Annotated in this window: 14 protein-coding genes; 7 read left to right on the plus strand and 7 right to left on the minus strand. The window is 61.7% G+C overall.

Translation table 11 applies throughout. The annotated features are described in order from the left end of the window. Positions 1 to 9 precede the first annotated feature (9 nt). A complete protein-coding gene (locus QMK32_RS20365; protein ID WP_283477076.1) occupies positions 10 to 1,617 on the plus strand; it encodes an ABC transporter substrate-binding protein in 1,608 nt (535 codons plus the stop codon). Between the two features lie 22 nt (positions 1,618 to 1,639). Here QMK32_RS20365 and QMK32_RS20370 read toward each other — a convergent pair whose 3' ends face one another. Together QMK32_RS20370 and QMK32_RS20375 are read right to left on the minus strand one after the other, a co-directional pair. Next, entirely contained in the window at positions 1,640 to 2,497 is an 858-nt protein-coding gene (locus tag QMK32_RS20370) for a phytanoyl-CoA dioxygenase family protein (protein ID WP_283477149.1), read from the minus strand. 74 nt (positions 2,498 to 2,571) lie between these two features. Continuing rightward, positions 2,572 to 3,204, minus strand: coding sequence for a TetR/AcrR family transcriptional regulator (locus QMK32_RS20375; protein ID WP_283477078.1), 633 nt, complete (start codon positions 3,202 to 3,204; stop codon positions 2,572 to 2,574). Positions 3,205 to 3,870: 666 nt separating this feature from the next. Between QMK32_RS20375 and QMK32_RS20380 the strand changes: the two genes are divergently transcribed. The 4 genes from QMK32_RS20380 (at position 3,871) to QMK32_RS20395 (ending at position 8,363) form a co-directional block, all read left to right on the plus strand. Continuing rightward, positions 3,871 to 5,247, plus strand: a complete 1,377-nt coding sequence (locus QMK32_RS20380; protein ID WP_283477150.1) for an MFS transporter — start codon at positions 3,871 to 3,873, stop codon at positions 5,245 to 5,247. A gap of 106 nt (positions 5,248 to 5,353) precedes the next feature. Continuing rightward, positions 5,354 to 6,502: an acetyl-CoA C-acetyltransferase gene (locus tag QMK32_RS20385; protein ID WP_283477151.1), complete on the plus strand. Its 1,149-nt coding sequence runs from the start codon at positions 5,354 to 5,356 to the stop codon at positions 6,500 to 6,502. 221 nt (positions 6,503 to 6,723) lie between these two features. Beyond that, the gene (locus QMK32_RS20390; RefSeq protein WP_283477079.1) at positions 6,724 to 7,473 is read left to right on the plus strand and encodes an SDR family NAD(P)-dependent oxidoreductase; all 750 of its coding nucleotides are present in this window, start codon (positions 6,724 to 6,726) and stop codon (positions 7,471 to 7,473) included. Next, the gene (locus QMK32_RS20395; RefSeq protein WP_283477080.1) at positions 7,470 to 8,363 is read left to right on the plus strand and encodes an SDR family NAD(P)-dependent oxidoreductase; all 894 of its coding nucleotides are present in this window, start codon (positions 7,470 to 7,472) and stop codon (positions 8,361 to 8,363) included. Before QMK32_RS20390 ends, QMK32_RS20395 begins: the two co-directional genes overlap by 4 nt. 40 nt (positions 8,364 to 8,403) lie before the next feature. On the opposite strand, the gene QMK32_RS20400 is transcribed toward QMK32_RS20395, so the two are convergent. From QMK32_RS20400 to QMK32_RS20415, 4 genes are all read right to left on the minus strand, one after another. Continuing rightward, positions 8,404 to 9,357, minus strand: coding sequence for an alpha/beta hydrolase (locus QMK32_RS20400; protein ID WP_283477081.1), 954 nt, complete (start codon positions 9,355 to 9,357; stop codon positions 8,404 to 8,406). 50 nt (positions 9,358 to 9,407) lie between these two features. Continuing rightward, entirely contained in the window at positions 9,408 to 10,031 is a 624-nt protein-coding gene (locus QMK32_RS20405) for a TetR/AcrR family transcriptional regulator (protein ID WP_283477082.1), read from the minus strand. Continuing rightward, the gene (locus QMK32_RS20410; protein WP_283477083.1) at positions 10,028 to 11,356 is read right to left on the minus strand and encodes a flavin-containing monooxygenase; all 1,329 of its coding nucleotides are present in this window, start codon (positions 11,354 to 11,356) and stop codon (positions 10,028 to 10,030) included. Before QMK32_RS20410 ends, QMK32_RS20405 begins: the two co-directional genes overlap by 4 nt. Before the next feature lie 87 nt (positions 11,357 to 11,443). Beyond that, complete coding sequence (locus QMK32_RS20415; RefSeq protein ID WP_283477084.1) at positions 11,444 to 12,538, minus strand: phosphotransferase family protein; 1,095 nt, start codon at positions 12,536 to 12,538, stop codon at positions 11,444 to 11,446. A 317-nt stretch (positions 12,539 to 12,855) separates the two neighbouring features. Here QMK32_RS20415 and QMK32_RS20420 point away from each other — a divergent pair, with 317 nt between their 5' ends. Further along, the gene (locus QMK32_RS20420; RefSeq protein ID WP_283477085.1) at positions 12,856 to 13,905 is read left to right on the plus strand and encodes a TIGR03857 family LLM class F420-dependent oxidoreductase; all 1,050 of its coding nucleotides are present in this window, start codon (positions 12,856 to 12,858) and stop codon (positions 13,903 to 13,905) included. 89 nt (positions 13,906 to 13,994) lie between these two features. On the opposite strand, the gene QMK32_RS20425 is transcribed toward QMK32_RS20420, so the two are convergent. Further along, the gene (locus QMK32_RS20425; RefSeq protein WP_283477086.1) at positions 13,995 to 15,767 is read right to left on the minus strand and encodes a DUF4012 domain-containing protein; all 1,773 of its coding nucleotides are present in this window, start codon (positions 15,765 to 15,767) and stop codon (positions 13,995 to 13,997) included. Between the two features lie 280 nt (positions 15,768 to 16,047). Between QMK32_RS20425 and QMK32_RS20430 the strand changes: the two genes are divergently transcribed. Further along, on the plus strand, positions 16,048 to 16,632 hold the full coding sequence (locus QMK32_RS20430; protein WP_283477087.1) for a sugar transferase: 585 nt from the start codon (positions 16,048 to 16,050) through the stop codon (positions 16,630 to 16,632). Positions 16,633 to 16,767 lie beyond the last annotated feature (135 nt).

The raw sequence follows: 16,767 nt of genomic DNA on the forward strand, positions 1-16,767 counted from the left end.
GGAGGACCGGTGACGGAACGCACGCTATCTACTACGCCTCGACTGAGCAGTGCCATCGTGCTCGCGGCAGCGACCGCACTCTTGTTGAGTTCATGCGCGTCGAGTGAAGAAGCAGCTACAAGCGACGCGATGGCCGGCGTGAGCGGGCCGGTCGGAAGCTCGGCCGATGCCGGCGAACCCGTAAGCGGTGGCACCTTGTCGTTCGGCTCGCTGGCACTGCCCGCAACCCTGGACCCCGCACGCACCATGGCGACCGGTTCGACAGGTGGCACCGAGATGGCAGCAATCTACGACGTGCTCGTGCGCTTCGACGGTCAAGGCGGCGAGTTCGAACCCCAACTCGCCGAGGACCTCACCGCTAGCGAAGACGGTAAGACGTGGACGTTGACCTTGCGGGACGGGGTGACCTTCAGCAACGGCGAAAGCCTTGACGCCGAAGCGGTTCGGTGGAGCATCGATCGGTACGTCGCCAATCGTGGTCCCGACTCTCAGCTGTGGAAGAACGCTGTCTCGTCGATATCGGCACCCGACGACTCGACCGTGATCTTCGAACTGTCCAGTCCCTGGGCCACATTCCCGAATATGTTGGCCATGGGCCCGGGCATGATAGTGGCCGCGCAGTCCGATCAAGCGGAGAATTTCACCCCGATCGGGGCCGGACCCTTCGTGCTGGAATCGAACAAGCCGAACGAGCAGATTCAGCTCGAACGACGCGAGGGCTATTGGGGTGGTGACGCGAAACTCGACGGCGTACGTTTCCTCCCCTCGGCAGGCGGCCAACAACAGTTGGACATGTTCAACACCGGCCAGCTGGAGATGTTTTTCACCGTCGAGGCCGGCATCGTCGCTGACGTCGTCGGAGCTGGTAACCCCGGCTATCTGAATGTGATGAATGCCGGCAACGACGTGTTGATCAACAACGCCGAAGGCCGCCCTGGGTCGGACCTGAGGGTGCGGCAGGCACTGATCAAAGCCGTCGACCCGGTCGCATTCGATGAGCGGACTCAGGACGGGATCGGCCGTCCGAGCGTCGCGCTGTTCTCGGAGGCGTCACGCTGGAATACAGGCGCCCCGGCCTCGAAGTACGACCCCGAAGGTGCTCGTTCGCTACTGGAAGAAGCCAAAGCAGACGGCTACGACGGCAAGATCACGTTCACAACGCGCCAGGCACCAGAGGCGCAGGCCCGGGCACTCGCGATCCAGGCGATGCTCAATGCCGTCGGATTCGACGCAGAGGTCGAGTTCTTGAATTCCACCAGCGACATCATCCGAGTGATCAACGTCGAGAAGAATTACGACCTGGGCCAGTCCGCCCTCAGCATCCGCGATTCGGCCCCATTCCTCAAGCTTTACTCGGTCTTCCACAGCGGCTCGACGGGGAACGCTTCCGGGTACTCGAATCCAGAAATGGACGAGTTGCTGGGCACACTGCAAAAGGCAGGTACACAGGAGGAAATCCAATCAGCCATCGACGATATCGAGTCGCTGGCCACCGAAACGGTACCTACTCTGCCGCTGGCAGCGCAGGACAATCTGGTGGTCTGGCAGCCTGAAGTTCAGGGCGCATCCCACAGTTTCGCCGACATCATGCTTCTCGACGAAGTCTGGCTCTCCTGAGAATCAGCGACTGGGTGGGCACTCAGAGCTTTCCCGCGGCGATCAGTTCGACCGGATCGGAAAGATCGACCGTGCCGAGGTAGCCGCCGCGCTGCGCGACCGCATCATGCACGCCGAATCCCAAAAGATTCTGCGACTCGCGCGGCAAGGCGCGCACCTGCTCCATCGGTATCGACAGGACCTGGTTCTCCTCGGTTCGCAGCCACCCCACGCAGTAGCTGATGTGCAACCCGCGACGCCACTGATCGGCGGTGGTGTTCGCGCCGGCGGCATGGATGGTCGAGCCAAGATAGATGATCCCCGAGCCCGCCTTCATCACCGCAGGAATCGCCTCGGCGTCGGTCGGTTGGCGCTGCGGATCCCACAAGTGACTGCCCGGGATAACCCGGGTGGCACCGTTCTCCGCAGTGAAGTCCCGCAGCGCCACCACGGACGCCAACTGAAGGGTCGGCCGCGGCTTGGGTACATGGACCCAGACGGCTTCGTCGCGGTGGAGATATTGGGCAGTCCCTCCGGGGCCGCGATTGAGCACCTGGCCGAGATTGAGCTGATAGGCCGCGCAGTTCGGTAGCAACACCGCGTCGCACACTCCACGATAAATCGGGTGGGTGAGCACCTCGGTGGCAAAAACCGTGGACTTTGCCGCCAGCCCAGCCAGGTGCTCAGTGTGTTCGCCGAAAAAGTCCGCCACCACGGCATTGACGAACCCACGCTCCGCACCCTGCGCTCTCTCACTCAGGTGACAGTCGAGTTCGGCATTGAAACGGGTGAGGAGGTCCTGGTCCAGCAGGTCTTCGACAATCACGACGCCGTGCTCTTGCAGAGCATCGGTGATTGACTGCATCGACTCCGAGGCGTGAAGGCGGGGCGGCTGCGTCATGATCGGCACTCCTTATATGTACGAGACGTTCAAGTAGCGTGCACCAGAATTCTTGGGCCGGTGCAGTAATCGGCTCAGGGATTTCCGGCAGTGGACCCGATTGGGCTCTGTTTCGGCATCAGTGCGTTCAGGTAGAACTCGACGCATTCGACCGAGAGGTCGGCCAGTGTGTACTCGGCGGTGGGGCGGAACCATCGTCCGGTGAGCCACAGGCCATCTTTGATCAATTCGTATGCAACGTTCGGGGCGATCGATCGCCGGTAGACGCCTTCACTGATTCCGCGTTCGAGCGAAGCGATCCATAGTTTGTGGTTGCTCACCGCGAGTGCGCGGATCTCGTCGTGACCGCCGAGTTGTCGGATGGTGCTTTCTTCGTTGCGGCAAATCTGCGGCGAGTGCGGATCCTCGTCGATCAGCGTCAGAGACCTACGAATCAGCTCACCGAGTTCGAGCTCCGGAGACAGTGACCGGTCGACAACCCGATGAAATTCGGTATTCATCGCACGTAAGTGGCCGATGACGATCTCCTCCAGAAGCGACTCCTTGGAGGGCACGTATTGGTAGAGGCTGCTCGGAAGGATGCCGATGCTGCTTGCGAGCATGCGCATCGAAGTACCTGCCAAGCCGTTCTCTGCGAACAGCTTCGTTGCCGTGTGCAGCACCTGCTGTTTCCGCTGCTCGGCATTGACTGTGGCATTCGTCGGCATGATCCCCCGTTACCTGTCGAGTACCCCGAAAGACTGGCCATGATCGCTGCCGTGCTGCCAGTTGGTCGGGTCTTGCTGCGTAGGCCACTGTGGCCTGATCGGGCGGCACAGTGGGGTCATCCACGTCGCCGCAGTTGCAGCTTATCGACCTTGCCGGAGGTGTTGCGGGGGAGTGCGTCGACAACTTCGATGTGGTTGGGGATTGTCGTGCGTTCGTTGGCCTCCATCTGCTTCTCCTGGCGGGTAACGCGGCCCACCAGTGGTGGACGGGTGTGTGTCTGTTCTACCAAGCAACAGAGGGCAAAGTGCTTTCAGTAAACGTACGTATCAAACGCTTGTTCTTAACCGATGGCGATCGAAGACTTCTGACGGTCGGACTGGCGGATGTAATCGTTACGGGCCTTTCAACTGGTTATATCTGTGCATTTCGACTATTTGCAGCCTTCTGTCCTGGACCGAGTGAGCGCTTGACGTGACCGCCGCCATATCGCTATCGTTCCCACCAAGCGAATGCTTGGTTTTATGTTTTTGTTCAATACGCGCTGGCTATATGGACGCCACGAAGATCACTCCTCGGTGTCGGCTACCGGCCGGTCAGAGGTTGCAATTTCGCGGCGTCCAGAGGCAAGTCTTGGCCCTATGGGCCTGCAAAAGGAGTAGATCTTGATGGATAGCAATGAGGTTGCCGGGCGCGTTCATGATCGTCCGAACGACACGTCGAAGACGCAGCTACGCAAGGTTGCACTGTCGTCTCTGTTGGGTACAGCACTCGAGTACTACGATTTCCTGCTGTACAGCACGATGGCCGCCCTCGTGTTCGGTGACGTGTTCTTCCCGGGGGAATCTCAAGCGGTCTCCACCATCGCTGCTTTCGGCACCCTGGCCGTGGGTTACCTTGCGCGTCCGCTGGGCGGAATCCTGTTCGGGCACTTCGGTGATCGGTTCGGCCGCAAGCACATCCTCATCGTCACGATGGCACTCATGGGCGTTGCGAGCTTCCTCATCGGACTGTTGCCCAGCTACGCCGCGATCGGCGTCACGGCCCCGATTCTGCTCATCGTCCTGCGAATCTTGCAAGGTGTAGCAGTCGGCGGCGAATGGGGCGGTGCCGCACTGATGGTCGTCGAACATGCCGATGCCGAGAATCGCGGAAAATGGGCCGGCATCATGAATTTGGGGTCACCGCTGGGGTTCTTGATGTCGACGGTCGCCGTCGCCTTGGTGACTCTACTGCCGGACGAGAGCCTGCAATCGTGGGGCTGGCGTATCCCGTTCCTGTTCAGTGCACTGCTCGTCGTCGTAGGCCTCTACGTCCGATCGCGGGTCACGGAAAGCCCAGTGTTCCAAGAAGCAGCCGAACGCGCCGAAACCGAAAAGCCCGAACGCACCCCACTGAGCCGACTGATCCGCAGTCCTCGCCCCGTACTGCTGGCATGTGCTGCGGGTATTGCTCCCTTCGCGCTCACCGCGCTCATGACCTCACACATCATCGCGTATGCGACGGGCATCGGCTACGACAAGTCGGAAGTGATCCGGGTACTCATACTCCTGTCCGTGGTCGCGCTTGTCGCCATCCCACTTGCATCCACGCTGTCCGACCGAATCGGCCGTCGTACGGTCGTGTTCATCGGCGCTACAGGCGCAATCATCTTTGCGTTCCCGCTCTACATGCTGATCAACACCGGCTCCATCGCATTGATGGCGGGTGGCCTGGTCATCGCGCAAATCTTCCAGAACATGATGTTCGCACCCCTGGTCCCGCTGCTGTCGGAGATGTTCGGGACCACCGTCCGCTACACGGGCGCTTCCCTCGGATACCAGGGCGCCAGCCTCATCGGCGCAGGCTTCACCCCACTGATCGCCAGCGTCCTGCTCGCCGGCTTCGGCGGCTCCAGCGTCCCGCTGAGCCTGATCATCGTCGTCACCGCGGGCATATCGATCGGGGCACTGACCATGATCAAGGAGACCCGAGGGCGCGACCTCACCACGATCGACGTCGAACCTAGCCCCGCCCACCCCAGCGTGGACATCAGCGCACAGTGACCTCACACGGTAGTGAGACCGACGGATTGCGTCGATCGACAGCGGTAGAAGCGCGGGCTTGACGAATCGCTTTCGAGAAGAACAGAGGTGCTACGAGATGCAAGGAATCGGTACTGCATATTTGGTCGACGCCGTCCGGACACCGGTGGGAAGGCGGCTCGGTGGGCTTCAGGGCTGTCATTCGGCAGATCTTGGAGCACATGTTCTCGAGGAGCTGATGTCGAGAACGGGGATCGACCCAGGCGCCGTGGACAACGTGATATTCGGATGTGCCGATGCAGTGGGACCACAAGCAGGCAATGTCGCGAGGACCGCTTGGCTCGCGGCTGGGCTCCCTGAACATGTTCTGGCCGTCACCGTGGACCGTCAGTGCGGCTCCTCCCAACAGGCCCTCCATTTCGCGGCGGCTGCGGTTCTCTCCGGGACCGCAGAACTCGTTGTCGCCGGCGGAGTTCAGAACATGAGTGCCATTCCGATCGGTGCAGCGATGCGGGCTGGACAACAATACGGCTTCGACGATCCCTTCCTGGGATCGACAGGTTGGGTCCAGCGGTACGGCACTGATCCGATTGGACAAATCCGTGCCGCTGAGATGATTGCGGAAAAATGGAACATCACGCGACCTCAGATGGAGGCCTACGCCGTGGAAAGCCACACGCGTGCCATCCGCGCACGAGACGAGGGTAGATTCGCGCGAGAAATTGTGCCGGTCGGAGAGGTGACGGCAGATGAGGGTCCGCGCACACCGAACTGGGAGAAAATTCGCTCGCTTCCCCCTGTTGTCGAGGGAGGCCTGATAACGGCGGCGGTCTCGAGCCAGCTCTCCGACGCTTCTGCAGCGCTACTCGTTGCGAGCGAGTCGGCGGTCAACCGGTACGGACTTACGCCACGTGCTCGTATCCATCACATGTCCGGTCGCGGTGCGGACCCGGTAATGATGTTGACAGCGCCGATTCCTGCCACTGAACACGCTTTGCGACTTACTGGCCTGACACTCGATGACATCGACCTCATCGAAATAAATGAAGCCTTCGCCTCGGTCGTTCTCGCATGGCAGAAAGAAACTGGGGCCGATCTGTCGAAAGTCAATGTCAATGGTGGTGCGATCGCGCTGGGGCATCCACTCGGCGCGACCGGCGCACGCTTGATGACCACCCTTCTCCACGAATTGGAACGCACCGGCGGACGCTACGGCCTCCAGACCATGTGTGAGGGCGGCGGTCAAGCCAACGTGACAATCATAGAAAGACTGTGAGACAGGCGATTCGACGAATAGGCGATTGGTACGCGTACACGATCTAGCGTTGCAAAACAATTCGACGAGGACCTGACATCCTCATTTGCCCGGATCCGGGGACAAATGGCGCTTCAAGAAAAGCACTGGATCGACTCGCTTACTTCAAGGGGGTGACAGCGGTCACTCTGGAAGCTAAGTTGACACACGTCAACAAGTTTCGATACCTGTCAGGAGTACGCATGTCCCCCTCATCCGAGACGGCCAAGACCACGGTGGTGATCGGTGCCGCCTCCGGTCTCGGTGCCGCGATCGCCGAGCACCTGCGTTTACATGGCCACCACGTCATTGGCGCCGATCTGGTGAGCAGTGAGTCGATACTCCCGGTGGACGTCGCCGACGAGGCAACGGTGCAGGGCCTATTCGAGAAAATCATTGATGAACGCGGCTCGTTCACCGGCGTGGTGAACTGTGCCGGCACGAGCACTCTGTCGCCCGTGGTCAACCACGACTCGGCCGAGTTTCGGCGAATCCTGGACATCTCCTTGGTCGGCGCATTCCATGTGCTCAAGCACGCCGGAAGCCGCGTTGCCGAGGGCGGATCGTTGGTCACCCTGGCCTCGCTCAACGGGACCCAACCCGGATCGGGGCTGGCGGCTTACTGCACAGCCAAGGCCGGGCTCCTGATGCTCTCGAAGGTGACGGCTCTGGAGTTGGCTCCGCGGCAGATCCGGGTAAACACGGTCTCTCCCGGTCTCGTTGTCACGCCGTTGACCTCGCCGGCCATGGAGATCCCCGGTGTGCGTGAGGACTACGTCGAGAACACGCCGCTGGGACGCTCAGGGACGGGACTGGAGATCGCGGCCGCGTGTGAGTACCTGCTGTCCGACGGTGCGGCGTGGACAACCGGCGAGGACATGCAGGTCAATGGCGGTGCGCACTTGAAGCGCTACCCTGACCTGCTGGGTCTCATCGAGAAGGCCTTCGGATGAGCCGCACTGGGTCTGCGGGCGCGGACGGCGCCGATCCCTACCGAGGCCGTTTTGTAGGGCGCGCCGCGCTGGTGACCGGGGCAGGGTCCGGCATCGGGGCCGCGTTGGCCGCAGCGCTGGTCAAGGCTGGCGCGTATGTCGTCTGTACCGACCTCGACCAGGTGGCTGCGCGACGCACTGCTGCGGCACTGGGGCCGCGGGCTCGTGCCGAGGCGCTTGACGTCACCGACCCCGAGCAGGTGCTGGCAGCCGTGGACCGGGTGGTCGCCGAGCACGGTCGGATCGACCTGATCTTCAACAACGCCGGCATCAACTTCGGCGGCGAGGCCGAGCACCTCACCCTGGCCCAGTGGAATCAGATCATCGACGTGAACCTGCGTGGCGTGGTGCATGGCATCCATGCGGCCTATCCGAAGATGATCGCCCAGGGCCATGGTCACATCGTCAACACGGCCTCGGCTGGTGGCCTGATGGCAGCCGGTCTGATCACCAGCTACGTCGCCACGAAGCACGCAGTGGTCGGACTCTCGCTCGCGCTGCGTACCGAGGCGGCGGCCAAAGGCGTGGGTGTCACCGTTATCTGTCCGGGGGCGGTCGATACCCCGATCTTGGACAAGGGTTCGATAGACGACTTCGTGGGCCGTGACTACTACCTCAAGGGTCAGCGCATCAAGACCCCGTACTCGCCGGCGAAGCTCGCCGATGAGGTGCTGGCGGCCGTCACCGGGAATATGGCGATCCTGGTCGCGCCGCGATCGGCTCGCCTGGCATGGCGGTTCAACCGGCTCGCGCCGGGACTGATGCAGCGCTCGTCGATCTTATTCGTGGCTCGACAGCGCAAGTGGCAGGCTCAGCGAGCCCACAAGGCGGAGAAGACGGCCGCTCGCTGACCGCCGATGACATCAGCGGATTGCACTGTGCCGCAACGTCTCAGTTCGCTCTAGGGGTCAGGTGGCGCTTCAAGAAAAGCACCGCATGTTCGACGGCAGGTCCGTGGAAAGGCTTGCCCGGGAAAAGATCGAAGTGGTCGCCCGGGTAATGCCGGACCTCGGCGCGGCCCGCGAAGGCTGCCAGTGCCGCCGCGCGGGGCGGCGCTGATTGGTCGAAATCGGCGATCTGGACCAGCAGCGGGACCTTGATCTTCGAGGCGGCCTGTGCTGGTGCCCTGGTGCCGAGTTCCAGCCCGACGTCGGCGCGTACTTCGTTGCGCCACGACGGACCTGCGATCGAGTGGTAATCCTCGTAAGCACCGGGCAGCGTGAGCGCGCCGGGCTGCCCCGGCTTGCCGACGACAGGCAGCATCGTGGGTTTGCCGGCGTTGGCCCGCACGCGCGCAGCTATCCCCTTCCCAGTGGCCTTGAGCAGGTTCAATGGGCCGTGCGCGGCAAGGGCGTGCCGCATGGCCGCCACACCGTCGACCATCGGCACCACAGAGATGACAGCCGCAATGTCGCCACGGTCGGCGGCCACCTGGAGTACGTGGCCGCCAGCCAGTGAGACGCCCCATAGGACGATCCGCTGCGGATCGACGCCGGGGAGCTGCGCGGCAGCGTCGACCGCCGCCATCCAATCCTCGACTTGACCGGCCAAGGACACGGTCTGGCGCTCGTCGCCGCCGCTGGTGCCGAAACCGCGGTAGTCGAAGGTGAAGGCGTCCAGCCCGGTTGCGGCGAACGCCTCGGCAAAGCCGTCGAGACCTGAATCTCGGGTGCCACCCAAGCCATGGGCCAACACGACGACCGGGCGACCGGCCGCCGATGCCAACGCGTCGCTGCGAGCCGAGAAGTGGGTGCCCTCGCAGCGTGTACCCGCCACCGTGAAGCCGACGACACTCGTTGCTGCGGCGGGCAAGGTTTCGGTCATGGTGGTGTCGTTCTCATTCATGCCTGGCTCCAAAGGTGTTGAACGGGAGTGAATGTGCACGGGTTCGCGGTTCAGGAAAGGGGATAGGTGCCGTAGATGGAGCGCACCCAGATGCTGGTGACCACCTCGACATGGAGGTCATGGTCGGGGCACGAGCCGATCACTCGACGCTCCATGTTGCGGTCGTTGACGTCGAGCAGAACCGCAGCCAACGTTCGTGCGTCGACTCCGTCCGGTGCCCGGCCGGCAGCGCGTTCGGCTTCGATCATGGCGGCTACGGACTCTTCGAACGAGACCCGGTCGGCCTCCCACATCTTGCGGATGGACGGGTTGGTGGCTCGGGCCTCCAGCACGGCGCGGTAGAGATGCTCGTGCCGCTCGGTCACAGTGAACAGGTGCGAGATGCTCTTACTGATGCGCTCGTTCGGGTCGCGAGCGACGTCGGTCAACCAGGCTCCGGCCTCGGCCGCTTCCTCGTAGATGACTTCCATCAGGGCGCCGACCGCAGCCGCCTTGTTCTCGAAGTAGAAGTAGAACGCAGAGCGTGTGACCCCGGCGCGACGGGACAGGTCGGCGACGTTGATCGACTCGACACTGTCCACCTCCCGCAGGGAATCATCGAGCGCCGTCAGCAGCGCACTTCGGCGCGCGTCTCCTTTCGACAGGCTCCTTTGAGCAGCGATCCGAGCGTTCATCGAGGAACCCGGGCCCGGCCGATCGGCAGTTCCTTCGTCCGCAATTGGTGCTCATAGACGAAGTAGTCCAATTGCTGAGTGTGACGCGCGGTTGGAACCATGTGCCCAAGGTACAGAGCCTCGTCCTGCGCAATGACCCGCTTCATGTCTGCGACCGAAGGGAGCGAGTACTGGCCGACCAGGTAGGCGCCGAGAATTCGGGTCTGGGCCTCCACGAACGGGAACAGCGTCGGGGTGGACTGCGCGAATCCGATGAACGCAAGGTCGTCGATGCCGGGGGAGAACATCCGCTTGTACAAGCTGATGTGGTTGGCCTTGGCCGAGAAGAACTCCGGGTCGAAGAACGGGAACGTGATGTTGTAGCCGGTGGCGTAGATGATCACGTCGAAGTCAGCGCTGGTGCCGTCCTCGAAATGCACGGTCTTGCCGTCCAGACGCTTCAGATTGCCCTTGGCGGTCAGATCGCCCGATCCCAGACGCAGCGGCAATTCCACCGACTGGGTGGGGTGTGCCTCCATGAATTTATGGTTCGGCTCCGGCAACCCCATGTCCGAGGGATATCCATTCTGCATGGGCGCCACCTTGGAGATGACCTTGCGTTGCCACTTCAGCGGAATGTGCGGCGAGGTCTTGAAGCCCATGTCCGCGGGCTTTCCCCTGATGTACTTGGGCACGATCCACGCACTCGAGCGAGTGGAGATCACGACCTCGTTGTCGAGGGTGCGGCTGGATAGTTCGACGGCGATGTCAGCAGCCGAATTGCCGATGCCGACCACCAGAATTCGCTTGCCGCGCAGGTGCAATGGCTGTTCTGGGTCGACGTAGTGGTGCGAGTGAAAGCTCTCCCCGGTGAACTCACCGTCGAACTCCGGCAACCGAGCGTCCCAGTGGTGACCATTGCCGACCACCAGAAAGTCGAACTCACGAGTCGAACCGTCCTGCAGGTCCAGTTCCCATCCGCCGCCAGGCTTGCGACGCGCACTGCGGACGCCGTTGGAGAACTCGATGTTCTTCTTCAGGTCGAAGGCCTCGGCATAGTCCTCCAGATACTCCTTGACCAGCGTGTGGTGTGGGAAGTCCGGGTAGCTCTCGGGCATCGGAAAGTCCCGGAACGACAGTTGGTATTTGGAGGTGTCGATATGCAAAGACTTGTAGGCGCTCGACATGCCGTTCGGGTTACCGAAGGCCCAGTTGCCACCGATACGATCGGACATTTCGAAGCAGGTGTGCGGAACGCCGTAGTCGTCGAGCATCTTGCTTGCGGTGAGTCCGGAGATCCCTGCGCCGATGATCGCAGTGGTGGGCTTATCGAACTTTGTGGTCATGATCGACTCGCTTACTTCAAGGGGGTGACAACGGTCACTTTAGGTGCTAATTTGACGGACGTCAAGAATTTGAGTCGCCCTAGGGCATCAATTGTCGACGCTTTTCTCTGCTACCAACTTCAGAGTGTCGAGATCTCGGATTGCCTGGCAACCGCGCTCGATCATGGACACGAACATGTCGTCACCACGAGAGGAGTCGACTGCGAAGGCGCATCCGAGCGAGGGCATCAGCAATGCTTGAATCATTCCGAATCTGTAATCTTGCCAGCAACTTTCGAGCTCGAATCCGGGAATCTCGTACCCGCTCAGCGCGGCGTGATAAGTATCGACGACGTTGCGCTCGATGGACCTGCGCAGCTCGGTTCGAACGCTGGTGCCCATGAAATAGGCGAGATCCCGCGCGGGTAGCCCGACACTCAGGGTCTGCCAATCCACAACTGAAATCTCATCGTTGGCGGGGTGAAAAAGTATGTTGTCGAGACGGTAGTCACCATGAAGCAAACTGAAGCGTCCGAAGTCTGCCAGCAGCCATGGGGTCACCAGGCTCATTGCCGCGGTGAGGGTTTCGACGTCCGCACTGCTGAGTCGTGCCGCCAGCTTCTCGGCGGTGAGGCCCGCACTCATGACACAGACGTCGCCCAGTCCTTTCGCGCCGGCAGCGTCGAGCGATGTCATGGCAAGCCCATCGAATGTAAGCCATTCCGGAGCATTCCACGTCGGGCCATGCAGGCCGGCGATTGCAGCACCGGCAAGCTTCGCTTCCCGTTCGCTACAGCCCGCGATCTGATCTCCCTGCTCTTTGGGCGCTTGATCTGCCAGCAGGAGTGCATAGTTCAACGAATCGTCGGTAATTTCGCAGTGAAAGGACCGAGGCACGGGGATCTGCACCTTGTCGGCCACCGACGCGTAGAAGGCGCATTCGCTTCGGTAGCCGAGAGCTACCCGTGCGCGGCTTTCGTCGTCCACTACGGGCAACTTGATGACGAACGTGGTCGGCAATCCGGCGGGGTTGGCTGAATAGGTTGCCGAGATTCGGTACGTAGCACCGGTCTGACCTGTGCCGATGGGATCGACGATGACATCGCTTACCCGGATTTCCTCATCCCTTGGGGCGAGCACGCCAGTGAGCCAGGTGCTGGTTACCTCGTCTGGAAAGCGGGGGATCGATACGGGTGTGCTCACTGTGGGTCCCTTCCACGGAACTGGCTCTTGGTGTCTACTGGGCGCACTGGCGTGAATCGCAACCGGCGCATGGGGTTTGATGTGACATTTGACGCTCGTCAATTAAGTTAGATGAGCATCGGCCAATAGGCAAGGGTGTCTTTGTTGTCTGACGGTGCACGTCCGGAAGAGTCGGACAAGAAGTTCGGGGCCGGAAGGGTATTGCATACGAGACCTAGGGCAACTAGCTTAATTGACGACCGTCAAATCCATTGGTCGAGCGGCAAGAATCCTGTGGATGGTCCGCGTCGCCTGATGCAAGAATCGGAGAATCGAGTATGGCGTCGAGCGCACGAGTCCTGGATGAACTGGGCTACTACTTACTGGCGGGTGCCGGGAGCGACGGGCCCGCAACGTTGATGGACGAGGCCCGACTCGGCGAGGAAATGGGCTTCGGGACCGCCTGGATCTCCGAACGCTGGAATGTGAAGGAAGCGTCGTCACTGTCCGGCGCTGCGTGCGCGGTCACCAACCGAATGTGCATCGGCACCGCAGCGACCAATCACAACACACGGCACCCACTCGTCACGGCGTCGTGGGCGACGACTCTGCACCGACTCTCGGGTGGGAGGTTCACGCTCGGGATCGGACGCGGCATAGCAGCGATGGGCGGCGCGTTCGGGGTGCTGTCAGTGACCACGGCGATGATGGAGGATTGGGCCCAGATCACCCGAAGGCTGTGGCACGGTGAAGTCATCGTCAATCATGATGGGCCGCTAGGTAAATGGCCGGTACTGTTCCTGGATTCCGATTTCGATGAAGACATCCGCTTGGCGATAGTCGCTTTCGGCCCCAACACCCTGAAGTTGGGCGGCCGAGAATTCGACGACGTCGTTCTGCATACCTACTTCACTCCCGAGACACTTCAACGTGCGGTGAAGACGGTGAAGACGGCAGCGGAGCAGGCCGGCCGAGATCCGGACAGTGTCAGGGTGTGGTCGTGCTTGGCGACGGTCGGTGATCACCTACCCGAGGAATTACGTGTGAAGAAGACCGTTGCTCGGTTGGCGACCTACCTGCAGGGCTACGGAGATCTCATGGTGAAGACCAACAACTGGGATCCGGCTGTACTGCAACGTTTCCGTGCCGACTCGGTGGTGACCTCGATCGCCGGGGGCATCGACAGCAAAGCCACGAAGGATCAGCTGGAACACATCGCGACGTTGTTGCCCGAGGAGTGGCTGGAACCATCTGCGACCGGTACAGCAGAACAGTGCGTCGACCGTATACGCGAGGAGTTCGACTACGGCGCAGATGCGGTGATCCTGCATGGCGCAACTCCGCAGGAGCTCGCGCCGATCGTGGAGGTCTATCGCGAAACCAGCTGATGAACGAGCTATGCCGGCTCGATGGGGTGAACCATCGGCCGGCATAGCCCGCGCAATCTACAGATCCGGGGCCGTCAGTGCTCCTACTATCAGCATTGGGGAAGATCGATGCTGATAGTAGGAGTGTCCACTAGCGGCTGGACCGGAACCGTAGCTTCACCGGAAACGGAAGGCTCCTCCAGTTCCCAAGTGACAGTCGAGGATTCACCGGGCGGGATCGTGACGTACGCAGCCTGGACGGGTCGACCCAGCTCGGTACCCTTCTGGACCGAGAAGGCGTTGACGCCGTCGACCTTCATACCGGTGATCTTGGCGCCCTGCGTTCCGTACAGGTAGGCAATCGACTCGTTGGTACCGTACGGGACACCGGGCTGGAAAGTGCTGGCCACGTACTGGGTCAGTCCGTCCGAGTTCACGGTGTTGGTCAGTGTCGCGGTCACCGTCGACTTACGGGTCGGTCCGGTGCACGATTCCGCGGTGTACGAGATATCGCGGGTCAGGTAGTAGTCGAGTTTGTTTCCGCCTGCGTTGTTGACGATCACGTTGGCGTACGGTGCAGGATCGTCCGGGAGTGTATGGCCGACCTTCGTCCCCGCCAGTATTTCCTGCTCGGCGGGATCTGCGCTCCACACCGAGATGCGTCCCTCGCTGCCTGCCCGGCCGACCGCGTCGAGCAACTTGCGGGTCGGAGCGACACCGGTCGTCATCTTCGATACGACAGCCTGCGAGATTTCCTGCAGGTAGTTCTTGCGGGCGAGCTGATCTTCGCCGAACCGGGCGTATGCAGTGGACAACGTCACCTCGACCACGTTGTCACCGGAAATGACTTCGCCGTCGGCGAGCGTGACCGGGCCGGTCGCGTCGAGGATGTAGCCGAGTGCGACTGGGTCGGTAGCGATGGCGCCGTCGAGCTTTTCACCGGTCTGCTCGGCCCACATCGAAGTCCAGATCTGGCCGGCGTACGGAAAGTGCGGGCTCGCATTGGAATTGCGGAAGTCGGTCGTGGTGTTACGTGGTCCCCACAGTGCGGTGTACTCGGGGCCGAGGTCGATCGGCTGCTCCGCGAACTCCAACTCGCGATTGCTGCCGAGGGTATCGACACGGGCAGTTCCGTTGTCGGCGCGCACAATTCCAAATCCACCGAGTAGACCGCCCGTGCCGCGTGCCTCGGCGTTGGTCTGGAAGGCAAGGAAGTAGGAGCGGGGACCGTCGGCACCCATCATCGAAGGCACGATCCGGCTCGCCGTGTAGGTGTTGGTCAGCAACCCCGACAGGTCGTGGGTCTGATTCTCGAGCTGCACACGGGCGTCGTCGACCACACCGAGATAAGCGGGTGCCTCGATTGCCTGAGCCTGCGCGTAGAGGTCCTGTGCCGCGGCGGATGTCTCCGCGAGGATCGGCTCGGCGTCGGTGAGCGACTGCAAGTTCACTCGGCCGCCTCCCTCGATGACGTTGTCGGGGGAGATGCTTGCACTCGCCTGCGCCGCAGGTTCGAGAACGTCGACAGCGAGGCCTCGGACGACATCGGTGATCTCGACGATCGTCTCGAGGGGACTGCCGAGCACTGGGATTGCTGCAACGATCGTGAACGGCAGCGACGACGCCGCGCTCTGGGCTTTGTCCGCGGACTCGCTCGCCTCGGCGGCAGCGGCCTGCGCTCCCGGCACATCGCCGTCGAGCAGCGCGTTCTTGGCGGAGTTCGCGGCGTCCCGCGTTGTCTCCAAATTGGACTTCGCCGTCACGGCCTCGTATGCCAGCCACGCGAGGAAGGCGAGAACGATGACCAGAACGATGCCGACACCCAACAGGACGGGGCGCTTGTTCTTGCGCGACGGCGGGCGGGTCTCGGTGCCAGAGGTCATGTCGACGGGGCTCCTGATGCTAGGGATGGTTCGAGTGAAGGGCGAGGTATTGCGAAAAGAAGATATTCACGCCCGTGGGAAGACTAGTGCGTCGACGTCGGCAGTGGGTATTGAGGTAGTGGGTAATTCGATTGAATGATCGACGGTGTCGGCAATTAATACGATTGTGTAAATGAAGGGACTTGTCGGCGCCGAGATCGTAACGTAATGATGGTTACCGACGATAAAAGTTCGTCGGTCTCGGGGAAGATCGTCTCGTTCGGAGAGGGGAGTCGGGAGAGTGATCCGCGGTAGTTCGGGAGGGTGCGGTTCGGATTCCCCGATACCACAGCAGGGCGGATCGGCGGGTCCCGCGCGGCTCGATCCGGTGCAATCTGCGACCAAGGTCATATTCGACAGGGTTCTGGCCGCAACAATTCTGATAGTCCTGGCGCCGGTATTCCTCGGATGCGTGATTCTGACCAGTGGGGCCGAGGGTGAGCCGACGTTCGCGTCCTCGACGCGCATCGGTCGCCGGGGCGTCAATTTTCGGCTCCTGAGCTTCAGGGCATCCCCTGAGCAGCGGCTCGGCGTACTCCTGACGAGGCTCGGGATGGACCATCTGCCCGAGCTGATCAATGTTCTCCGTGGCGACATGAGCTTGGTCGGACCGCGACCCGCCGCGGATCGACCCGACATTCACGAGGGGGAAGTGCCGGTTGACTGCCGTCCGGGGATTACCGGGCTTTGGGTGTTGGCGCCCCGCGCGGACATCTCCGGACCGGAAGCGGCGATGCTCGATCGCCGCTATGTGGACTCGTGGTCGCTCGCCCGCGACATCCGCATCCTGTACCGGACAGTTGCCGCAGTACGGTACGGCCCCTGAATGGCTGAAAATATTCAGGGAAGTAACCAGAAACAAGCGGAATGGCGCTTTTCAATACGAGTCACCTAGTTTTCGCCGAAATGCACTGCGTCCACAACGGTTAATATCTCGGAAGTCGCATTGGATAAGTGGAGC

It is taken from the genome of Rhodococcus sp. H29-C3, assembly GCF_030063405.1.
In the GTDB taxonomy this organism is placed as follows: Bacteria; Actinomycetota; Actinomycetes; order Mycobacteriales; family Mycobacteriaceae; genus Rhodococcoides.

Coding starts and splice junctions, on each gene's coding strand:
- QMK32_RS20390 (WP_283477079.1), top strand. CDS start 6,724: ATGTCCCCCTCATCCGAGACGGCCAAGACCACGGTGGTGATCGGTGCC.
- QMK32_RS20410 (WP_283477083.1), bottom strand. CDS start 11,356: ATGACCACAAAGTTCGATAAGCCCACCACTGCGATCATCGGCGCAGGG.
- QMK32_RS20420 (WP_283477085.1), top strand. CDS start 12,856: ATGGCGTCGAGCGCACGAGTCCTGGATGAACTGGGCTACTACTTACTG.
- QMK32_RS20405 (WP_283477082.1), bottom strand. CDS start 10,031: ATGAACGCTCGGATCGCTGCTCAAAGGAGCCTGTCGAAAGGAGACGCG.
- QMK32_RS20400 (WP_283477081.1), bottom strand. CDS start 9,357: ATGAATGAGAACGACACCACCATGACCGAAACCTTGCCCGCCGCAGCA.
- QMK32_RS20425 (WP_283477086.1), bottom strand. CDS start 15,767: ATGACCTCTGGCACCGAGACCCGCCCGCCGTCGCGCAAGAACAAGCGC.
- QMK32_RS20375 (WP_283477078.1), bottom strand. CDS start 3,204: ATGCCGACGAATGCCACAGTCAATGCCGAGCAGCGGAAACAGCAGGTG.
- QMK32_RS20370 (WP_283477149.1), bottom strand. CDS start 2,497: ATGACGCAGCCGCCCCGCCTTCACGCCTCGGAGTCGATGCAGTCAATC.
- QMK32_RS20380 (WP_283477150.1), top strand. CDS start 3,871: ATGGATAGCAATGAGGTTGCCGGGCGCGTTCATGATCGTCCGAACGAC.
- QMK32_RS20395 (WP_283477080.1), top strand. CDS start 7,470: ATGAGCCGCACTGGGTCTGCGGGCGCGGACGGCGCCGATCCCTACCGA.